This is a genomic window from Stenotrophomonas mori (genome assembly GCF_023556335.1).
GTDB lineage: Bacteria > Pseudomonadota > Gammaproteobacteria > Xanthomonadales > Xanthomonadaceae > Stenotrophomonas > Stenotrophomonas mori.
The window spans coordinates 362,095-380,895 of record NZ_JAIKTS010000001.1; the positions used below are offsets into that span (position 1 = coordinate 362,095).

The 18,801-nt window shown below is 72.3% G+C and carries 10 protein-coding genes; 3 read left to right on the forward strand and 7 right to left on the reverse strand.

The window, feature by feature from the left end; genetic code table 11:
- Position 1: 1 nt before the first annotated feature.
- Together recQ and K5L01_RS01670 are read right to left on the reverse strand one after the other, a co-directional pair.
- Positions 2 to 1,807, reverse strand: coding sequence for a DNA helicase RecQ (recQ, locus tag K5L01_RS01665; RefSeq protein WP_250061363.1), 1,806 nt, complete (start codon positions 1,805 to 1,807; stop codon positions 2 to 4).
- Positions 1,808 to 2,652: 845 nt separating this feature from the next.
- On the reverse strand, positions 2,653 to 3,198 hold the full coding sequence (locus K5L01_RS01670; protein ID WP_250061365.1) for a Dps family protein: 546 nt from the start codon (positions 3,196 to 3,198) through the stop codon (positions 2,653 to 2,655).
- Positions 3,199 to 3,285: 87 nt separating this feature from the next.
- On the opposite strand from K5L01_RS01670, the gene hrpA reads away from it, so the two are divergent.
- Positions 3,286 to 7,524: an ATP-dependent RNA helicase HrpA gene (gene hrpA / locus K5L01_RS01675; RefSeq protein ID WP_250061366.1), complete on the forward strand. Its 4,239-nt coding sequence runs from the start codon at positions 3,286 to 3,288 to the stop codon at positions 7,522 to 7,524.
- A gap of 31 nt (positions 7,525 to 7,555) precedes the next feature.
- Here the strand turns inward: hrpA and K5L01_RS01680 are convergent, their stop codons facing one another.
- The 4 genes from K5L01_RS01680 to K5L01_RS01695 form a co-directional block, all read right to left on the reverse strand.
- Entirely contained in the window at positions 7,556 to 7,969 is a 414-nt protein-coding gene (locus K5L01_RS01680; RefSeq protein ID WP_250061367.1) for a hypothetical protein, read from the reverse strand.
- A gap of 95 nt (positions 7,970 to 8,064) precedes the next feature.
- On the reverse strand, positions 8,065 to 11,226 hold the full coding sequence (locus K5L01_RS01685) for a S8 family serine peptidase (RefSeq protein ID WP_250061368.1): 3,162 nt from the start codon (positions 11,224 to 11,226) through the stop codon (positions 8,065 to 8,067).
- Positions 11,227 to 11,655: 429 nt separating this feature from the next.
- Positions 11,656 to 12,231: a DUF4124 domain-containing protein gene (locus K5L01_RS01690; protein WP_250061369.1), complete on the reverse strand. Its 576-nt coding sequence runs from the start codon at positions 12,229 to 12,231 to the stop codon at positions 11,656 to 11,658.
- Positions 12,232 to 12,310: 79 nt separating this feature from the next.
- Complete coding sequence (locus K5L01_RS01695) at positions 12,311 to 12,826, reverse strand: hypothetical protein (protein ID WP_250061370.1); 516 nt, start codon at positions 12,824 to 12,826, stop codon at positions 12,311 to 12,313.
- A gap of 54 nt (positions 12,827 to 12,880) precedes the next feature.
- On the opposite strand from K5L01_RS01695, the gene K5L01_RS01700 reads away from it, so the two are divergent.
- Positions 12,881 to 15,052 (forward strand): RelA/SpoT family protein, encoded by a 2,172-nt coding sequence (locus K5L01_RS01700; RefSeq protein ID WP_272494027.1) that lies wholly within the window; start codon positions 12,881 to 12,883, stop codon positions 15,050 to 15,052.
- Between the two features lie 39 nt (positions 15,053 to 15,091).
- The gene (locus K5L01_RS01705) at positions 15,092 to 16,642 is read left to right on the forward strand and encodes a tetratricopeptide repeat protein (protein ID WP_250061373.1); all 1,551 of its coding nucleotides are present in this window, start codon (positions 15,092 to 15,094) and stop codon (positions 16,640 to 16,642) included.
- Here K5L01_RS01705 and K5L01_RS01710 read toward each other — a convergent pair.
- Positions 16,639 to 18,777: a glycosyltransferase gene (locus tag K5L01_RS01710; RefSeq protein WP_250061375.1), complete on the reverse strand. Its 2,139-nt coding sequence runs from the start codon at positions 18,775 to 18,777 to the stop codon at positions 16,639 to 16,641. The genes K5L01_RS01705 and K5L01_RS01710 overlap by 4 nt on opposite strands.
- Positions 18,778 to 18,801 lie beyond the last annotated feature (24 nt).

Here is an 18,801-nt window from a genome sequence, read left to right on the forward strand (position 1 = left end):
CTCAGCCCTGGGCGCGCACCAGGTCCACCAGCTGCTGCCCGTAGCGGGCGAGCTTGCTGCCGCCGATGCCGCCGACCCGCGACAACGCCTGCACGTCGGCCGGGCGCTGTTCGGCGATGTTGCGCAGGGTGCTGTCATGGAAGATGACGAAGGCGGGCACATTCTGCTCCCGCGCCAGGTCGGCGCGGAGGCCGCGCAGGGCGTTGAACAGCGCCAGGTCTTCCGGCTGCACCGCCACGCCGCTGCGCGGGCTGCCGGTGCGGTCGCGGCGGCCGCTGGCGGCAGGGTTCTCGCGGCGCATCATCAGTTGCCGCCGGCCCTTGAGCACGTCGCGGCTGGCGTCGGTCAGGCGCAGGCCGCCATGGGCGTCCGGGTCGACCTCCAGCAGGCTGGCCGCCACCAGCTGGCGGAACACGCTGCGCCAGCTGCGCGCATCCAGGTCGCTGCCGATGCCGTAGGTGCTGAGCGTGTCGTGGCCGAGCTGGCGCATGCGCTCGGTGTCGCTGCCGCGCAGGATGTCGATCAGGTGGCCGACGCCGAAGCGCTGGCCGCTGCGGTACACGCAGCTCAGCGCCTTCTGCGCGGGCACGGTGGCGTCCCAGGCCGCGGGTGGCGTCAGGCAGTTGTCGCAGTTGCCGCAGGGCCTGGGATAGGTCTCGCCGAAGCCGGCCAGCAGCACCTGGCGGCGGCACTGCATCGATTCGCAGTAGCCCAGCAGGTGGTCGAGCTTGGCGCGCTCCAGCTGCTTGCGTTCCTCGCCGGCATCGCCCTGTTCGATCATCTGCTTGAGCAGCACCACATCGCCCAGCCCGTAGCACAGCCAGGCGTCGGCCGGCTCGCCGTCGCGCCCGGCGCGGCCGGTTTCCTGGTAGTAGCCCTCCATCGACTTGGGCAGGTCGGTGTGCACGACGAAGCGCACGTCCGGCTTGTCGATGCCCATGCCGAAGGCGATGGTGGCGCACATCACGATGCCGTCCTCGCGCAGGAAGCGGCGCTGGTTGCCGGCGCGCACCTCGGCCGGCAGGCCGGCGTGGTAGGGCAGGGCATCGAGACCTTCGCCGCGCAGCATCTCGGCGGTTTCCTCGACCTTGCGCCGCGACAGGCAGTAGACGATGCCGGCCTCGCCACGACGGCCGCGCAGGAAATCCAGCAACTGGCGCCGGGCGTTGTCCTTCTGCACCACGCTGTAGCGGATGTTGGGGCGGTCGAAGGAGCTGATGAAATGCTCGGCCTGCGCCAGGTCCAGGCGTTCGGCGATCTCGCGCTGGGTGGGCGGATCGGCGGTGGCGGTCAGGGCGATGCGCGGCACCTGAGGCCAGCGCTCGTGCAGGACCGTGAGCTGGCGGTACTCGGGGCGGAAGTCGTGCCCCCACTGCGAGACGCAGTGGGCCTCGTCGATGGCGAACAGGGCCACCCGGCTGCGCTCGAGCAGCGACAGGAAACGGCCGGTCAGCAGCCGCTCGGGCGCGACGTACAGCAGGTCCAGGCTGCCTTCCAGCAGCGCCCGCTCGACCCGGCCGGCGTTCTCCGCATCCAGCGTCGAATTGAGGAATTCGGCGCGTACGCCGAGCTGGCGCAGCGCTTCGACCTGGTCCTGCATCAGCGCGATCAGGGGCGATATGACGATGCCGCAGCCTTCGCGCAGCAGCGCGGGCACCTGGTAGCAGAGCGATTTGCCGCCTCCGGTGGGCATCAGCACCAGCGCATCGTTGCCGGCGGTGACGTGCTCGACGATGGCCTGCTGGTTGCCGCGGAAGGCGTCATGGCCGAAGACGCGCTTCAGCACTTCATGGGCGGGGGAAGACATGCCGCATAGGATACCGCGCGGTCTCGCCGGGTCCCCGCGGAGAAACGGCGGGGCGATAGGGAAATCCCGCGGTGCAATGACCGACGGCCCCGCTCTATGGGAGAGGTGGGGCGCGGTGGCGTCGGGATGCCGCGCCGTGCCCGGCGGTGCCCGTGCGGCGATGCGCCAGCGGGGCATGGCCCCGCTCTACCGGGATGACGGGTTGCGGCGGTGTTGTAGCGCCGGGCCATGCCCGGCGGGATCTGTGCGGCGATGCGCCAGGGGGGCATCGCCCCGCTCTACCGGGATGACGGGTTGCGGCGCTGTTGTAGCGCCGGGCCATGCCCGGCGGGATCTGTGCGGCGCTGTGCCAGCGGGGCATGGCCCCGCTCTACCGGGTGAGGGGACGCGGTGATGCTGTAGCGCCGGGCCGCGCCCGGCGGGATCTGTGCGGCGCTGCGCCAGCGGGGCATGGCCCCGCTCTACCGGGATGACGGGTCGCGGTGGTGCTGTGGCGCCGGGCCCATGCCCGGCGGGGCGTGTGCGGCGATGCGCCAGCGGGGCATGGCCCCGCTCTACATGGCCCCGCTCTACAGGGTGAGGGGACGCGGTGATGCTGTGGCGCCGGGCCATGCTCGGCGGGGCGTGTGCGGCGCTGTGCCAGCGGGGCATGGCCCCGCTCTACCGGGGTGACGGGTTGCGGTGATGCTGTAGCGCCCGGGCCATGCCCGGCAGGGCCTGTGCGGTGATGTCCCGGCGGGACATGGCCCCCGCTTTACGCACAGCAGGGGCGGGGCATGACGGGCGAGGGGCGCCGGGGTTCCGCGTACGGGAACCCCGGACGACCGGAGGGCGAGGGCCGGGGATTACTGCAGCAGCGAGCGCAGCATCCAGGCGTACTTCTCGTGGGTCTGCAGGCGCTGGGTCAGCAGGTCCTCGCTGGGGGCGTCGCCGGCCTTCTCGGCCTGCTCCAGCACCTTGCGGCCGGTGCGGCAGAAGGCTTCGTTGCCCTGCACCAGCTGGCGGACCATCTCGCGCCAGTCCGGGCTGTCGGTCAGGCCGGGCTCCTCGGTGATCGAGGTCAGGGCCACGAACTCCCGGTACGAGCCGGGCGCGTTGAAGCCCAGGGCGCGGATCCGCTCGGCGATCTCGTCCAGCGCCGTCCACTGCTCGGTGTACTGTTCCTCGAACATGGTGTGCAGCGAGTTGAACATCGACCCGGTGACGTTCCAGTGGAAGTTGTGGGTCTTCAGGTACAGGGTGTAGGCGTCGGCCAGCACGTGCGACAGGCCATCGGCGACCTTCTTGCGATCCGCGTCCTTGATCCCGATATCGATCCCCGGCGCCGAGGGCGCGGCGGACGCCAGCTTCTTCTTGGCGGTTGCGGGTTTGCTGCTCTTGGCCTTGGCCATGCTGGGTTCTCCTTGGCGGGTTGAATGGCTTCACAATGGTGCCCTTGGCACCTTATCCGTATTTCGGGTTTTCGCGTTGAACGATCGATGAGCGTCAATGAACAGGACATCGCCGCGCGCCTGCGCGCGGCCCGCACGGCCATCGACGGCGCGATGAGCCGCGACCGTGGCCGGTTGCTGGGCGCGCTGTCGCGCTGGCAGGGAAAGCCGGCCGATGCCGCCGCCGAGGCGGCCTTCGCGCAACTGCTGGAGCGGTCGTGCGCCCAGCGGCGGCGGCGCGCCGGACAGCCCTTGGCCGTGATCATGGACGAGGCGCTGCCGATCGCGCGTGAAGCCGAGCGCATCACGGCGCTGATCCGCGCCCACCAGGTGGTGGTGATCGCCGGCGAGACCGGCTCGGGCAAGACCACGCAGCTGCCCAAGCTGTGCCTGGCCGCCGGGCGTGGCGAGGCCGGCATGATCGGCTGCACCCAGCCGCGGCGGATCGCCGCGCGCGCGGTCGCCGCGCGCGTCGCCGAGGAGCTGGGCACCGAGCTGGGCGCGGTGGTCGGCTACCAGGTGCGCTTCACCGACAAGGTCGGCGAGGACAGCCGCATCAAGTTCATGACCGACGGCATCCTGCTGGCCGAGATCGCCTCGGACCGCTGGCTGTCGCGCTACGACACGCTGATCATCGACGAGGCCCACGAACGCAGCCTCAACATCGACTTTTTGCTCGGCTACCTCAAGCAGCTGCTGCGCAGGCGTCCGGACCTGAAGCTGGTGGTGACCTCGGCGACCATCGACACCGAGCGCTTCTCGCGCCATTTCGACGACGCGCCGGTGGTCAGCGTCGAAGGCCGCACCTACCCGGTGGAGGTACGCTACCGGCCGCTCGACGACCTGCGCCCGGCCACCGAGGCCAAGGGGCGCGGACGTGGCGACGACACCGGGACGGACCCGATGTCGGTCAACGACGGCATCGTCGCCGCGGTCGACGAGATCAGCCGTACCGACCCGCGCGGCGACGTGCTGGTGTTCCTGCCCGGCGAACGCGAGATCCGCGATGCGCACCAGGCGCTGGAACGCCGCAAGTACCGCGAGACCGAGGTGCTGCCGCTGTACGCGCGGCTGTCGGCCAAGGACCAGGACCGGGTGTTCAACCCGGGGCCGAAGCGGCGCCTGGTGCTGACCACCAACGTCGCCGAGACCTCGCTGACGGTGCCGCGGATCCGCTACGTCGTCGATCCCGGCCTGGCCCGGGTCAAGCGCTACAGTCCGCGTCAGAAACTGGACCGGCTGCACATCGAGCCGGTGTCCCAGGCCAGCGCCAACCAGCGCAAGGGGCGCTGCGGGCGCATCGCCGAGGGGGTGTGCTACCGCCTGTACGCCGAGGCCGACTTCCAGGCGCGCCCGGCATTCACCGACCCGGAGATCCGCCGTTCCTCGCTGGCCGGGGTGATCCTGCGCATGCTGCAGCTGGGCCTGGGACGGATCGAGGACTTCCCGTTCCTGGAGCCGCCGGACGAACGCGCCGTGGCCGACGGCTGGCAGCAGCTGACCGAGCTGGGCGCGGTGGACGCCGAGCGGGCGCTCACCGCCATCGGCCGGCAGATGGCGCGGCTGCCGGTGGACGTGAAGCTGGCACGGATGCTGGTGGCGGCGCAGAAGGGCGGTTGCCTGCACGAACTGCTGGTCATCGCATCCTTCCTCGGTATCCAGGACCCGCGCGAGCGGCCGCCGGAAGCGCGCGAGGCGGCGGACAACGCGCACGCGGTCTTCGCCGATCCGCGCTCGGAATTCCTTGGCATCCTGCGCCTGTGGGAGGGGTACAAGACCGCGCATGCAGACCTGACGCAATCGAAGCTGCGCGACTGGTGCGGCCGCCACTTCCTGGGTTTCCTGCGCATGCGCGAATGGCGCGAGCTGCACCGCCAGCTGCGCCTGCTGTGCGAGGAGCTGGGCTGGGACAGCTCCAGCGACGGGGCCTTCGGCAAGGCGCTGCTGGCCAGCCCGGCCACGGTGGCGGCCGGCGGCGATGGCGAGGCGAAGCGCAAGGCCACGCGCGGCGAGTTGCACAAGGCGGCGCGGCTGGCGCGCGAAGGAACGGCAGCCACGGCCGATGCGCCCGGCCCGGCCACGGCCGGGCCGCAGGGCAAGGCGCGGCCCGGGGCGGTGCCGCCCGGCTCACCCGCCATCCCCGAGAAGGTCCGTGCCGCCGCCTACCAGGCGCTGCACCGTGCGCTGCTTGCCGGCCTGCCGACCCAGGTCGGGCACCGCACCGACAAGGGCGACTTCCAGGCACCGCGCCAGCGCCGTTTCCAGCTGTTCCCGGGCTCGGCGCTGGCCAAGCGTCCACCGCCGTGGGTGCTGAGCGCGACCCTGCTCGACACCCAGCGGGTGTGGGGCCTGACCAATGCCGCCATCGAGCCGGACTGGGCGATCGCCGAGCTGCCGCACCTGCTGGCACGCAAGCACTTCGACCCGCACTGGTCGCGTGCGCAGGGCCAGGTGCTGGCGGCCGAGCAGATCAGCCTGTTCGGGCTGGTGCTGGCGCCGCGCAAGCCCGTGCACTACGGCCGCATCGCGCCGGGGGAGGCGCACGACCTCTTCGTGCGGCAGGCACTGGTCACCGGCGAGATCAATACCCGCGCCGGCTTCGTCGCCGACAACCTCAAGATGCTGGAGCAGGCGCGCGAGGAAGAGGCCAAGCTGCGCCGCGCCGGCATCGTCGCCGACGAAGACTGGCAGGCCCGCTGGTACCTGGACCGCATCCCCGCGGAGATCCACTCGGCCAGCGGCCTGGATGCCTGGTGGAAGGCGCTGCCGGCCGAGCAGCACCGGGCGCTGCGCTGGTCGCTGGTCGACCTGCTGCCCGGCGAAGGCAGCGAGCAGGAACGCTATCCGAAATACCTCGCGCTCGGTGAGGCGCGGTTGGCGCTGCACTACCGCTTCGAGCCCGGTGCCGAGGACGACGGTGTCACCCTCGACGTGCCGCTGCACCTGCTCAACGCGCTGGACCCGGCGCGGCTGTCGTGGCTGGCCCCGGGCTTCGTCGCCGACAAGGCCGCGGCACTGATCCGCAGCCTGCCCAAGGCGATGCGCCGCAACTACGTGCCGGCCCCGGATTTCGCGCGCGCGTTCGCCGAAGCCTGGCCGCAGCCGTCGGCCGATGACCTGCGCGGGGAACTGGCACGGTTCCTGTCCAGGACCACCGGGGCGACGGTCGCGGCCACCGATTTCGACGAGGCGGCGCTGGAGCCGCACCTGCGGATGAACCTGCGCCTGGTGGAGGTCGCCGCACGGGGGCGCCGTGCCGGCGGCGGACGTGCGCAGGAACGGACGGCGCAGTCCGCTGCGCCGCAGGTGCTGGCAATGTCGCGCGACCTCGAGGCGCTGCGCCGCCGGTTCGGCGACCGTGCCGGAGAGGCGTTCGCCGCGCGTGCCGGCCAGGCGCTGGCCGCCGAGGGCCTGCTTAGCTTCCCGGAGACGGCCATTCCCGTGCAGGTGCCGGGCGAGGCCGGGGTGCCGGCGTATCCGGCACTGGTGGATGATGGCGAAACGGTGGCGCTGCGGATCTTCGCCGACCAGGGCGAGGCGGGGCAGGCCCATCCGCAGGGCGTGCGCCGGCTGCTGGAGATCGCGCTGGCGGACAAGGTCAAGCAGGCCCGCCGGCAGCTGCCGGTGTCTCCCAGGATCGGCCTGCTGTACGCGGCGATCCATGCATTCGACGGGGGCCCGGACGGCAGGGATGCGTCCCGCCATGACCGGTTGCGCGCCGACCTGGTCGACGCGGCGATGAACGCGGTGCTGGCCGACGGACTGGAGGGGATACGCTCGTCGGAAGCGTTCGAGCAGCGCCGTGCCGATGCCGGCAAGCAGCTGTTCGGCGAGGCGATGGAGCGGCTGCGGCTGGCCGAGACCATCCTCGGCCTGGTCGGCGAGCTCAAGCCGCTGCTGGAGGCGCCGCTGATGGGCTGGGCACGCGGCAACCTGGACGACATGGAGCGGCAGCTGGCCGCGCTGGTCCCCGCGGGCTTCCTGCGGGAGACGCCCGCCGATGCATTGGCGCAGTTCCCGCGCTACCTCAAGGCGATGGTCCTGCGCACCGAGCGGGCCAAGCGCGACCCGCCGCGCGACCAGGCACGGATGCTGGAGCTGGAGCCCTTCATCCAGGCGCTGGAGGAGGCGCGCGCGCAGGGCCATGCCGCGCGTCCGGCATGGTCCGCGCTGCGCTGGGACCTGGAGGAACTGCGGGTATCGCTGTTCGCGCAGGAGCTCGGCGTCCGCTCGGGGATCTCGGCGAAGAAGCTGGCGCAGCGGGCAGCGGCCCTGCGCCAGCAGTGACGCCGCGCGGCACGGAGGCCTCGCCGGCGCGTCACTCCGCCGCGGGCGGAGGCCGCACCGGCGCTTCCGGGGTCCGGTGCTCCTCCGTCTGCGCCTGCACCTTCACCTCGAGCTGCTGGACGATCACCCGCCCGTCGGGCCGCTCTACGCGTAGCCGCACTGCCGTCGTGCCGGCGGGAACCGGCCAGTCGACGCGGCCGTCGGCGGATACCGGCAGCGCTTCGCCATTGGCGGTGACGGACGACCCGGGCGGAACCTGTCCGGTCAGCGGTGCACCAGGGGGCAGCTGGCGCGGCAGGCGCACCATCGCCGTCACCGGCGCGCTGGGGCGCCCGATCTCCAGCGCCGGCGAGCTCCGCGCCGGGGTCCCGCGTGCGCCGCCGCAGCCGCTCAGCAGCGCCGCGGCGAACAGCAGTGGAAGCCGGGGAAGTGGGCTGGCAGGCATGGGGACGCTCGATGGCATGGCGGGGGCAGGGGAGCGGGAAGGGCGGAGGGCCGCCGCCGTCGTCGCCCCCCGCTCCATCCCAGTGGGGAAACCGCTCAGAACTGCACGGACAGGCGCGCGTTCATGCCGGTGTCGTTGCCGTCGCTCGCCAGCATGCCGGTGTAGCCCAGTTCCAGCAGCGTCCGCGCCGACAGCCGCGCGGCCACGCCCAGTTCGGCCAGGGTGGCGTTCCGGGTCAACGGCGTGCCCTCCACGGTGAAACCGCCGCCGCCGTTCCAGTCGGCCGAGGTGCGCGGGGTGAGGTCGCCGCCGGCATGCCGGTAAGCCAGGCTGGCGCGCAGGCTGAGCCAGCTCTGTGGTTGCCCGGTGGCGGACAGGTTGGCGTTGAAGCGCAGGCCCGCGGTGGACAGGTGGGTGGTGCTGCTGTCGCCGCGGACCGCCAGCGCCGACAGGCCACCGGTTTCACGGGCATCATCGGTCCTGATCCGTACCTGCGCGAACTGGGCGAAGGGTTCCAGCTCGTTGCGTCCGAAGGCGAAGCGGTAGCCGGCTTCGACGAAGGCCTGCTTCAGGTCGGCGTCGTACTTGGCGTCGGCGCGTTCGGACAGGCCCGTGAACACCACCTCGCGGTGGGTCTCTAGGGTCTGGCGTGACTGCGCGTAACCGGCGCGCAGGCCGAAGCCGCCCCATTGCCGGCCGGCATGGGCGCCGACATGGCGGCTGTCCACTTCGGCCTTCGAGCTGCGTCCGGCGACCCGCAGGGTGGAGCGCCCGGTGCCGCCGAGCAGGCCGAAGCGCCAGCCGCTGTCCGTCTGCAGGTCCGCACCGACCAGGGTGGTGTTCCCGCTCAGGCGCGCCTGCGTGGCATTGCCATCGCCTTCCAGGCGGCTGTTGCTCTGCTCCACCTCGACCCATGCCCCGAGGCCGGGGTCGGCCGCGTTCTGTGCACTGAACGCATCCTGCCCATGGCGGGCGCGGGCAAGGGCGCTGTCGCGCACGGCACGCGAGTCCTGCGCCAGCAGGGATTTCGCGCTGGCATGGATCTCGCCGCTCAACTGGTCGAACGCGGTGGCGGCCTGCGGTGCCGACAGCAGCACCAGGCGCTGCAGGAGTCCGCTGGAGTCGGCCATGCTGTCGAGTGCGGTGGCCACGGGCTTCTGGTTGCGGGTGGTCGCCGCCGACGCCAGGGCCTGGCCGCGTTCGATCGCCAGCTGCAGCCGGTTGGCGGAGAACAGCGCGGACGGCTTCAGGAAGGGGGACAGGCCCGATGCGTCGACGGCCTCGAATGCGCCGCTCAGGCCGCCGGCGGCGGTGAGCAGCGTGTACTGCTGGCCCAGCAGGAAGGTGCCGTCACCGGACGGCAGCAGCATGAGGGTACCGCCCTCGATGAGCGCGGTTCCGCTCACGTCCAGGGTGTCGGAGGCGGCCGGCGGCGAGAGCTCGGCGACGTAGGTCGAACCGGCCTTCTGCACATAGTCGCCCTTGATGGACAGGGTGCCGATGGAGTTGCCCGGGGCGAGCGTGCCCTGGACCTCCAGGTCGCCCAGGGTGCCGCTGCCGCCCAGCGTGCCCCCGGCCCCCACCACGGTGCGGCCGTCGCGGACGCTGCCGTTGACCACCGCCATGCCCTGGTTCACCCGCAGGTCGCTGCCGTTGAGGCTGCCGGTGGCGGTCAGGTAGAGCGCCGCCGCCGTGCCGTCCACGCTGACATCGCCGGCCAGGGTGTTGTCGCCGGTCAGCTCCAGGATGCCCTGCCTGACGCTGGCGCCGGCGAAGCGGTTGTCCCCGCTCAGGCGCAGCCAGCCGATCCCGTCCTTGCCCAGCCTGCCGGGGCCGTCGATGTCGTTGCGCCAGTCATCCCACGCCGCGCCTTCCCATACCCGGGTACCGCCGGCGCGCTGGTTCATCACCACGTCGGTATCCACCCGCAGCATGCCCGGGCCATCGATGGCCTTCTCCAGGTTGATCAGGCCCCAGCCATAGACCTCGTCCACGCCGGGGGCGCCAAGGTCGGTGGCGGTGGTCAGCAGCACATCGCGGATCTGCGGGTTGTCCAGGTACGGGAAGCGCTCCATCAGCAGCGCCAGCGCGCCGCTGACGTGCGGCGCGGCCATCGAGGTGCCGGTCATGTCGCCATAGCCGTATTCGGGCGATTCGGCGGTGATCTCCAGGCCGGCGACTCCGCCGTTGCCGTCACCGAGCACCTCGCCTTCGATATCGCCGACCACGACCGTGGAGGTGATGTCCGTGCCGGGCGCGGACACGCACCAGTCCATCGTCTGGCCACAGCGGCTGGAGCTGCCGTCGATCGCGCCGGCGAGGTCGATGTTGACCACGCTCAACCAGTATTTCTCCAGGTCCGGGACATAGCGCGGCAGCGTCGCGTAGATGCCGGCGATCTCGCCGTAGTTGTTGCCGGCGGCGAACACCTGCAGCATGCCGTCGCGCAGCGACGGCTGCACGTAGGTATCGAAATACGCCACGTTGTAGGCGTACAGCATGTCCATGTCGGCCACCGAGGTCGGCTCTTCGCTCAGGCCCCAGCTGTGGTTGATGGCGCGTACGCCGGCGGCCGCCATCTGTGCGTACATGCTCTCCACCGTGCCGCTGTCCGGGCCGATCGCATGCGACTCCCCGCCCAGGCCCAGCTGGCTGTACAGGTCGGAATAGCTGTTGGAGAACAGCCGCGCGGAGGTCAGGTCGGCGGCGAAGGCCACGCCATGGGTTCCCTGGCCATCGCGGTTGGCCGCCATCGTGCCGGCGACATGCGTGCCGTGTGTCTGGAAGGAAAAGCCCGCCAGGGATTCGAAATATTCCGGTACCCAGTCATACAGATATCCGCCGTCCACCAGGGCGTCGACGAGGGCACGGTCGGCGTCGGTGTAGTGGAAGTAGTCCACCGCCACGGTATCGCCGTCGGACAGGAAGCAGGCATCCGGCCCGGCCAGCAGGCTCGTGTTCGTGCAGGGGGTGCCGTCGGCAAGCACATCGGCGATACGGATGCCGTCGACGTTCCTGCCCGCGAACTCCCCGTGCGCGAGATCGACACCGCTGTCGAAGACGCCCAGGCGGATGCCCTTGCCGGTCAGTCCGCGGGCGTAGGCGTATTGGGCCTTGATGGCGGCCAGCCCCCAGTCGGCCTTGAATTCGTCGCTCATCCAGCTGCCGGGATCACCGGGCGCGCCGGTTTCGGCCTGGGCCTGCGCCATCGCCGGGCTGATGCCCAGGACCAGGGCCAGGACCAGCGCCCTGCGCAACCGGCTGCTGCGCGGCGGTTGCCTGCGGGAGGTGCCCCGAAGGGCCCGGGAGGTACGGTTTGCGCTCTTCATGAACTGCCAGCTCCGTTACAGGCAGCGTTGTCGCGGCGATCCTTGGGTGCTGCCGGAGACCCAATGCCGTAGGACGTGCACAGGCACCCCCTGCGTGCCTGTTGGGAATATGCGCGTGAAAATTGTTACGGGTCAAACCATTTTCCGTTCATCGTGGACCGATTCCCGTGCCGGGACGCACGGCTCCGGGCCGGGGACCCGTGTGGTCGCAGCCACCGTCGGGCACGTGGACGGAGCGCCATGAGGTGTGCTCATGACGTCATGGCGGATGGGGATCAGCGGAGGCGCGTCCGCGGCGCCAATGCCCGGCGCCGGGCCATACGGAAGACCGGGCCGGTAGGCCTGCGTCCTGGCCTGTCAGGGGGCCGGCGCGCGGTGCTGTTCGACACAGTGCCGGCGCGCGGCGCTGATCTGCTGGTGGGCGCGGGCGTGCTCGCGGGCGATCGATTCGCGCAGGTTGGCCATGCGTCCACGCAGCGCGCTGGAATGCGTGGGGTCGCTGGCCTGGCCGAGCTGTTCACCGAGCATCGCCATCTGCTGCTGGTAGGACGCGACGCGGTCGTTGGACGGGCCGTAGACCGCGGCGGTGGCGGTGGCGATGCAGGCGCGTTCGGCGCTGCGGTCCACCTCGACGAGGGCGGGCGGGAGATCGCCCTCGGTGGGTGGGTCGCCGGGCAGCGGCGCGTCGTCGCTGTCCGCGGGAAGCTCGGATTCCGGCTCCCCGGGCCCCGGGGGCGCGGTCACGGTGACGGGGGCCGACGTGGGCAGGCGCTCTTCGCGCAGCTTCATCGGCTGCGAGCCGGCATCGCAGGGATGCGCCGAATACGCGGTCTCGCCGGAGGCTCCCTTGCACCTGTAGACCTCCTGCGCGGACGCGCCGGCGGACAGCAGGAGCAGGGAGGCAAGCAGTGCGGACAACGCGGTGACGGGCATGTCGGACCCTCGGTCGGTGGCGGGGCGGGTACCCGCGGCGGACGGCTGCCGGCGCTCGCGGCCGGGGCGGTGGCGGGGCTCAGCGGATGCGGCGGACCTTGGCGCGGGTATTGAGGCCATCGACCTGCAGGTACCAGACGTTGAGCAGGCCGGGAGCGACCCTCACCGTCGGCGCCTGCCGGCGCACGCCGGCGATGCTGGCATCGTCGGTCTGCTCCCAGACCTGGCCATTGTCCAGGGTGTAGTGGCGGCCCTTGCCGAAACCGCGGAACTCTCCCTCCAGGCGCGCCTCGATCGGCTCCTTGGAACCGAAGTCGAAGAAGCCGCGGTTCTTCACGATCACCTCCTGGCGGCCCTCTTCGCGGGCCTGGTCCAGCGCGTCGCGGGTGGCGTGGTGCACCGTGCCCTGCAGCCAGGCATCGAGCGCCGCGAGCTCGTCGGCGGACAGCTTGTCCAGCCCGGCGGCACGGAATTCGTCGGCGGACATCTGCTGCCGCAGGCCGCCCTCGACGGTACGTTGTGCCTGGGCGGCGAAGGCCGGCGCGAGCACGAGCACGAAGAGCAGGGCCAGGGAGGACAGGCGTGACGGACTCATGGGCGATTGTTCCCGTGGACGGTTGGGCGCTAGTGTAGGGGCAACCGCCCGCGATTGACCGCTGTGAACCGTTCTTCCCTTTCCGGCCTGGACGCCCTGCTGCAACGTCCTTCCTGCGATGGCCTGTCCGACACGCTGCGGCAGGCGCTGCTGCAGGCCTGGCAACAGCCCGACACCGATACCCGGCCGCGGCTGCCGTGGCCGGCCCTGGCCGACACGCTGGATTCGCTGGCGCTGCTGTCCGCCGACGAGGCGGTGACGGCGGCGGCGCTGTTGTTCGACCTGCCTGGGCTGCGCGCGCGCCTCGCCGACCTGCCGCTGGACGGCGCGGCCGCGGCGGTGCAGGGCCTGCTGGACGGGCAGGATGCGGCGGACCAGGTATGGGCGCTGCATGCCGGGCGCGAGGCCGGGCGCAACAGCGAGGGGCTGCGCCGGCTGCTGCTGGCGATCGTCCACGACCTGCGGGTGGTGCCGGTGCTGCTGGCGCGGCAGCTGGCCTGCATGCGTGCGGCCGATCGGCTGGCCGAGGACGAGCGGCGCGCGCTGGCGCAGCTGACCCGCGACATCCATGCACCGCTGGCCAACCGGCTGGGCATCTGGCAACTGAAATGGGAGCTGGAGGACCTGGCGTTCCGGTTCCTCGATCCGCAGACCTATCGCCACATCGCACGCGAGGTCGACGAGACCCGGCTCGCCCGCGAGCGCTACGTCGAGGCGGTCAAGCACACCCTGTCGGCCGCCCTGGCCGAACACGGCATCGGCGGCGAGGTCAGCGGCCGCCCCAAGCACATCTACAGCATCTGGCGGAAGATGCAGAAGAAGCAGCTGGCGTTCGACCAGCTCTACGACCTGCGCGCGGTGCGGGTGATGGTGGACGACGTCGCGGCCTGCTATGCCACCCTCGGCGTGGTGCACGCGCTGTGGACCCCGGTGCCCAGCGAGTTCGACGACTACATCGCCCGCCCCAAGGCCAACGACTACCGCTCCCTGCATACCGCGGTGATCGGCCCGGAGGGACGGACGGTGGAAGTGCAGATCCGCACCCACGAGATGCATGCCCAGGCCGAGCTGGGCGTGGCCGCGCACTGGAAATACAAGGAAGGCGGCAAGGGGGCGGAGAAGGCGTTCGACCGCAAGATCACCTGGATGCGGCAGCTGCTGGAGCAGTCGCAGGATGCGGCCCACCCGGAGGACCTGGCCGGCGCGCTGGACGCGGAGCTGATCGAGGACCGGGTCTACGCCCTCAGCCCCAAGGGCGAGGTGATGGACCTGCCGGCCGGCGCCACGCCGCTGGACTTCGCCTACCACGTGCACACCATGGTCGGGCACCGTTGCCGCGGCGCCAAGGTCAACGGCCGCATCGTGCCATTGACCTACCGGCTGCGCAGCGGCGACCGGGTGGAGATCATGACCGCGCGCGACGCCGATCCGCGGCGCGACTGGCTGCTGCCGGCCCACGGCTTCCTGGCCAGCAACCGTTCCCGCGAGAAGGTCCGCAGCTGGTTCCACAAGCTCGACCGCGCGCGCAACGTGCAGGCCGGGCGGGAACTGCTGGAGCGCGAGCTCAAGCGGCTGGGGTTGCAGCAGGCCGACCTGATGGTGGCGGCGAAGCGTTTCCACGCCGACAGCGTGGACGATCTGTACATCCAGGTCGCGCTGGGCGACACCGGCCCCAGCCAGGTCAGCCGCACGCTGCTGGAGGCGGAAAAGGAGAAGGCCGCGCCAGCGCCGGCCACGCCGCCGTTGCCGCGGCCGACAGCGCGGCGCGAGCGTACCGGGCGCTCCGATTTCACCGTGCAGGGCGTGGGCAACCTGCTGGTGCAGCTGGCGCGCTGCTGCCAGCCGGTGGCCGGCGAGCCGATCGCCGGCTACCTCACCCGCACCCGCGGCGTCACCGTGCACCGGGCAGACTGCCCGGCGCTGGCGCGGCTGGCGGCGGCGCACACCGAGCGGGTGCTGCCGGTGGAGTGGGGGCGGACCGGCTCCGGTTACGAGGTCGACGTGATGGTCCGGGCGATGGACCGGCGCTGGCTGCTGAAGGACATCACCAACCTGATCGCCCAGGAAGACGCCTACGTGCTGGACATCAACAGCGACCCGCTGCGCGACAGCGGGCGCATGCAGCTGCGGTTGCGGCTGCGGGTGAACGACTACGGCCAGCTGTCGACCCTGCTCGGCAAGCTCGACGCGCTGCCGGGCGTGGACGAAGCGCGGCGCATGGGGTGAGGCGCGGCCTGCGCCGCGGCGGACTGCTAGTCTGGCGCCATGCATGATGCTCCCCCCCACGCGTCGCGGTGGCTGGCCCGGGCCGGCGCACGCCTGCGCCTGTACGCGCGCTGGTGGGTGGCGCGGGGATGGGACAGCCCGCGCGCCTGGCGCACGATCGCGGTGGCGGTGGGTGGACTGGTACTGGTGCTGACCCTGGTGCGGCGGCCGCTGGCCGATCTGCTGTGGCCGGATACGCGGATCCAGCAACTGCTCGACGCGGGCGACCGGGCGCTGCGCAGCGGGCACCTGAGCGCGGCCGACGGCAGCGGCGCGCGCGAACTGTTCGAGGCGGCGGCGGCGCTGGATCCGGACCGTGGCGATGTGCAGCGCGCGCTGGCGCAGACCGGGCAGCGGGCGTTGGCGCAGGCGCGCCAGCGGCTGGCGGCCGGCGACGTCGCCGGTGCGCGGGCGGCGCTGGAGGTGGGCCGGCAGCTGCAGGTGCCGCAGGCGCAGCTGGAGGCCATCGCCCTGCACCTGCAGCAGCGCGCCCAGGAACGCGACGAGGTCGACAGCCTGCTGCAGCGGGCGGAGGCGGCGCAGGCGCAGGGCCGGCCGGACGATGACGGGCCGGACAGCGCGCTGGCGCTGTACCAGCGGGTGCTGGCGGTGCAGCCCGACCGCATGCGCGCCCTGCAGGGACGCGACGATGTCCTGTCCGACCTGCTTGCCGAGGCGGTGCGCGCCGCCCAGCGCAGCGACACCGGCACCGCCGTGGCGCTGCTGCAGCGGGCCCAGCAGCATGATCCCGGGCATTCGGACCTGCCGGCGACGCGCGCCGCGTTGAATGCCGCGGCCGACCGCCGCCGCCGCGGGGCCGAGCGCGACCTGGCGCGCGGGCGTCTGCAGCGGGCCGAGGAGGGGTTCCGCGAGGTGCTGGCAGTGGCCGACGATCCACGGGCACAACAGGGAATGCAGCAGCTCGCGCATGCCTGGGCCGACGAAACGCTGCGCCTGGCCGGGGATTTCCGGTTCGGGCCGGCCACGCAGGCGCTGCAGCGGGCGCGCGGCCTGGCGCCGGACAGTGCCGAGGTCGCCGCTGCCGCCCAGGCGCTGCACCGGGCGCAACAGGCGCGGCAGGCGATGCACGCGCCGCTGCCGCCGGCCGAGCGCGTGCGCCGGCTGCGCGAACTGCTGGCGCAGATGGAGGCGGCCGCGGCCCAGGGGCACTGGCTGCTGCCGCCGGGCGCCAGCGCCTACGACCGCTTCAAGGCCGCACAGGCGCTGGCGCCGGAGGATCTGCGGGTGGTGCAGGCCGGCGCCCGCATCCGTCCGGTGGCGCGCGACTGCATGGAGCACAACCTGCAGGGCAACCGCCTGCAGGCGGCGCGCACCTGCCTGGATGCCTGGCAGGCGCTGGCCCCGGGCGATACGGGGCTGGTGGTGGCCCGCCGTCGCCTGGCCCAGCGCTGGCTGGCGGTGGGCAGCGAACGGCTGGGGGCCGGCGACATCGGCTTTGCCGCGCATGCCCTGGCGCAGGCGCGCGAGCTGGATGCCGGCGCACCGGAGCTGCCGGCCTTCGCCGAACGCCTGGGCAACGCGCAGCGCTAGCCGGCCGCGCGGCCGCCGGTACCGGTGCCCGCGGCGGTGTCGAGGAATACCCGCTCCACCACCGCGCGGGCGGCCGCCATCGAAAAGTGGGTGGCGATGTTGTGCAGGCCGTTGCCGGACAGCCGCCGCCACAGGGCCGCATCGTCGTGCAGCCGCACCACGGCCTCGGCGAACGCCTCGGCGCCGTCGGCCACCAGCACGTCCTCGCCATCGCGCAGGTGCATGCCCTCGGCGGCGCAGGACGTGGCGACCACCGGCTGGCCGTGGGCCATGCTCAGGTTGATCTTGCCCTTGACCCCGGCGCCGAAGCGCAGCGGCGCCACCGCGATCCGGCCGCCGGCCATCCACGGGACCAGGTCGGGCACGTAGCCGTGCAGGTGCACGCCGGGCCGGGTCGCGGCCAGGGCCCGCAGGCTGTCGGGGACGTCGGCGCCGATGCAGTGCAGTTCGATCGCCGGCAGGCGTGCGCGGATCCGCGGGAACACCTCGCCGATGAACCATTGCATGGCGTCCAGGTTCGGCGGATGCCGGTAGCCGCCGACGAACACCAGGTCGCGCCGCTGCGCCCAGTCCTGGCCCTGGCCGGCGACCTCATGCAGGTTGGACAGCAGTTCCACCCGTACCTGCGGCGCATCGCTGGCCAGCTGCAGCTGTTCGGCGGCGCTGACCAGCAAGGTGACGTCGCTGGCGGCCATCACCGCCAGTTCGCTGGCGCGGGTGCGCTCGGCGGCGCGCAGCAGTCCCGGGTCGCCGCTCACCTCGGCACCGCGGCGCTCGCGCAGGTAGTGCAGGTCGACCGTGTCGAACACCGTGCGCGCCTGGGGCGCGAAGCGCCGCAGCAGCGGCAGGCACTGGCTGGCGACATGGTGGCGGACCAGCATGACCACCTGGAAACGGCGTCCGTGGACGCGCAGCCAGCGGCCGACGCCCTTGAGGTGCGGTGCGTACCAGACCTCCACGCCCAGCGCCTGCAGCGCGCCGGTGGCGGCGCCGCCGTGCTCGCCGCCGGTGGGCAGGAACACCACATGCGCGCCGCCGGCCAGCAGCATGCGGACCAGGTTGAACTGGCGCAGCGACGCCGAATCGCGGTCCGGCCGCGGCACGGCTTCGTCGATGATCAGGATCTGCCGCCGGCCACGGTGCAGGGTGGCCGGGCCGGGGACGCTGCCGACCGGTAGCTGCCGGGTCAGCGCATCGCGCCATTTCCCGGCGAACACCTGCTGGTTGCGGACCTGCCAGGCCTTGACGCCGCTGCCGGTGTCGGTGCCGTTGCTGGTGCCTTCGTCGTGCACCACGCGGCTGGCCGGCTGCACCAGTACGCGGTGGCCGGCGGCGCGCACCTGGAAGGCCAGGTCCACGTCCTCGTAGTAGGCCGGGGCGTAGCGGACATCCAGGCCGCCCAGCGCTTCCAGCAGCATCCGGGGCACGGCCAGCGCCGCCCCGGAGCAGTAGTCGGTGTCGCGCAGGCTGGCGTGGCGCGGATCGTCGGCGTCCTCGAAGCGCCCGTAGCTCCAGCAGCTGCCGTCGGTGAACACCACTCCCCCCGACTCCTGCAGGCGGCCGTCCGGGTACAGCAGCTGGGCACCGACCAGGCCGGCGTCGGGAACCTGCTCGAAGGTCGCCAGCAGCGCGTCCAGCCAGCCCGGCTGCGGCACGGTGTCGTTGTTCAGCAGGACCACGTAGCGGCCGCGCGCCAGCCGCAGGCCGTCGTTGCAGGCGGCGATGAAGCCGCCGTTGCGTGCCCGGCGGTGGTAGCGCAGGCCCTGGATCCGCGGCATCCAGTCGGCGGTCTCGTCGCTGCCGCCATCGTCGATCACCAGGATCTCGCAGGCCGCGGCCGGCGGGTGCTCGGCCAGGGCGCGCAGGCAGGCCAGGGTGTGCCGGACATGGTTGTAGACCGGGATGACGATGCTGGCGACCGGCTGCGTGCTGGCGGGTACCGCGAACGCCGCGAACGGACCATCGGCGGGGAAGACCAGCGGCGTGCGCGGTGGCGGCGGCACCGGCCGCAGGTGCACGCCGGCGCGCTGCGCGGTGGCGCGCCAGCCGCGGGTGCGCAGGCTGGACAGGCCGCGGCGGACCAGGCCGACGATGCGGGTCAGGTGATAGCGCGCATCGGCCAGGGACATCGACATTCGTGTGCAACTCCAGCGTGGAAA

Coding starts and splice junctions, on each gene's coding strand:
- hrpA (WP_250061366.1), top strand. CDS start 3,286: ATGAGCGTCAATGAACAGGACATCGCCGCGCGCCTGCGCGCGGCCCGC.
- K5L01_RS01705 (WP_250061373.1), top strand. CDS start 15,092: ATGCATGATGCTCCCCCCCACGCGTCGCGGTGGCTGGCCCGGGCCGGC.
- K5L01_RS01680 (WP_250061367.1), bottom strand. CDS start 7,969: ATGCCTGCCAGCCCACTTCCCCGGCTTCCACTGCTGTTCGCCGCGGCG.
- K5L01_RS01710 (WP_250061375.1), bottom strand. CDS start 18,777: ATGTCGATGTCCCTGGCCGATGCGCGCTATCACCTGACCCGCATCGTC.
- K5L01_RS01695 (WP_250061370.1), bottom strand. CDS start 12,826: ATGAGTCCGTCACGCCTGTCCTCCCTGGCCCTGCTCTTCGTGCTCGTG.
- recQ (WP_250061363.1), bottom strand. CDS start 1,807: ATGTCTTCCCCCGCCCATGAAGTGCTGAAGCGCGTCTTCGGCCATGAC.
- K5L01_RS01690 (WP_250061369.1), bottom strand. CDS start 12,231: ATGCCCGTCACCGCGTTGTCCGCACTGCTTGCCTCCCTGCTCCTGCTG.
- K5L01_RS01670 (WP_250061365.1), bottom strand. CDS start 3,198: ATGGCCAAGGCCAAGAGCAGCAAACCCGCAACCGCCAAGAAGAAGCTG.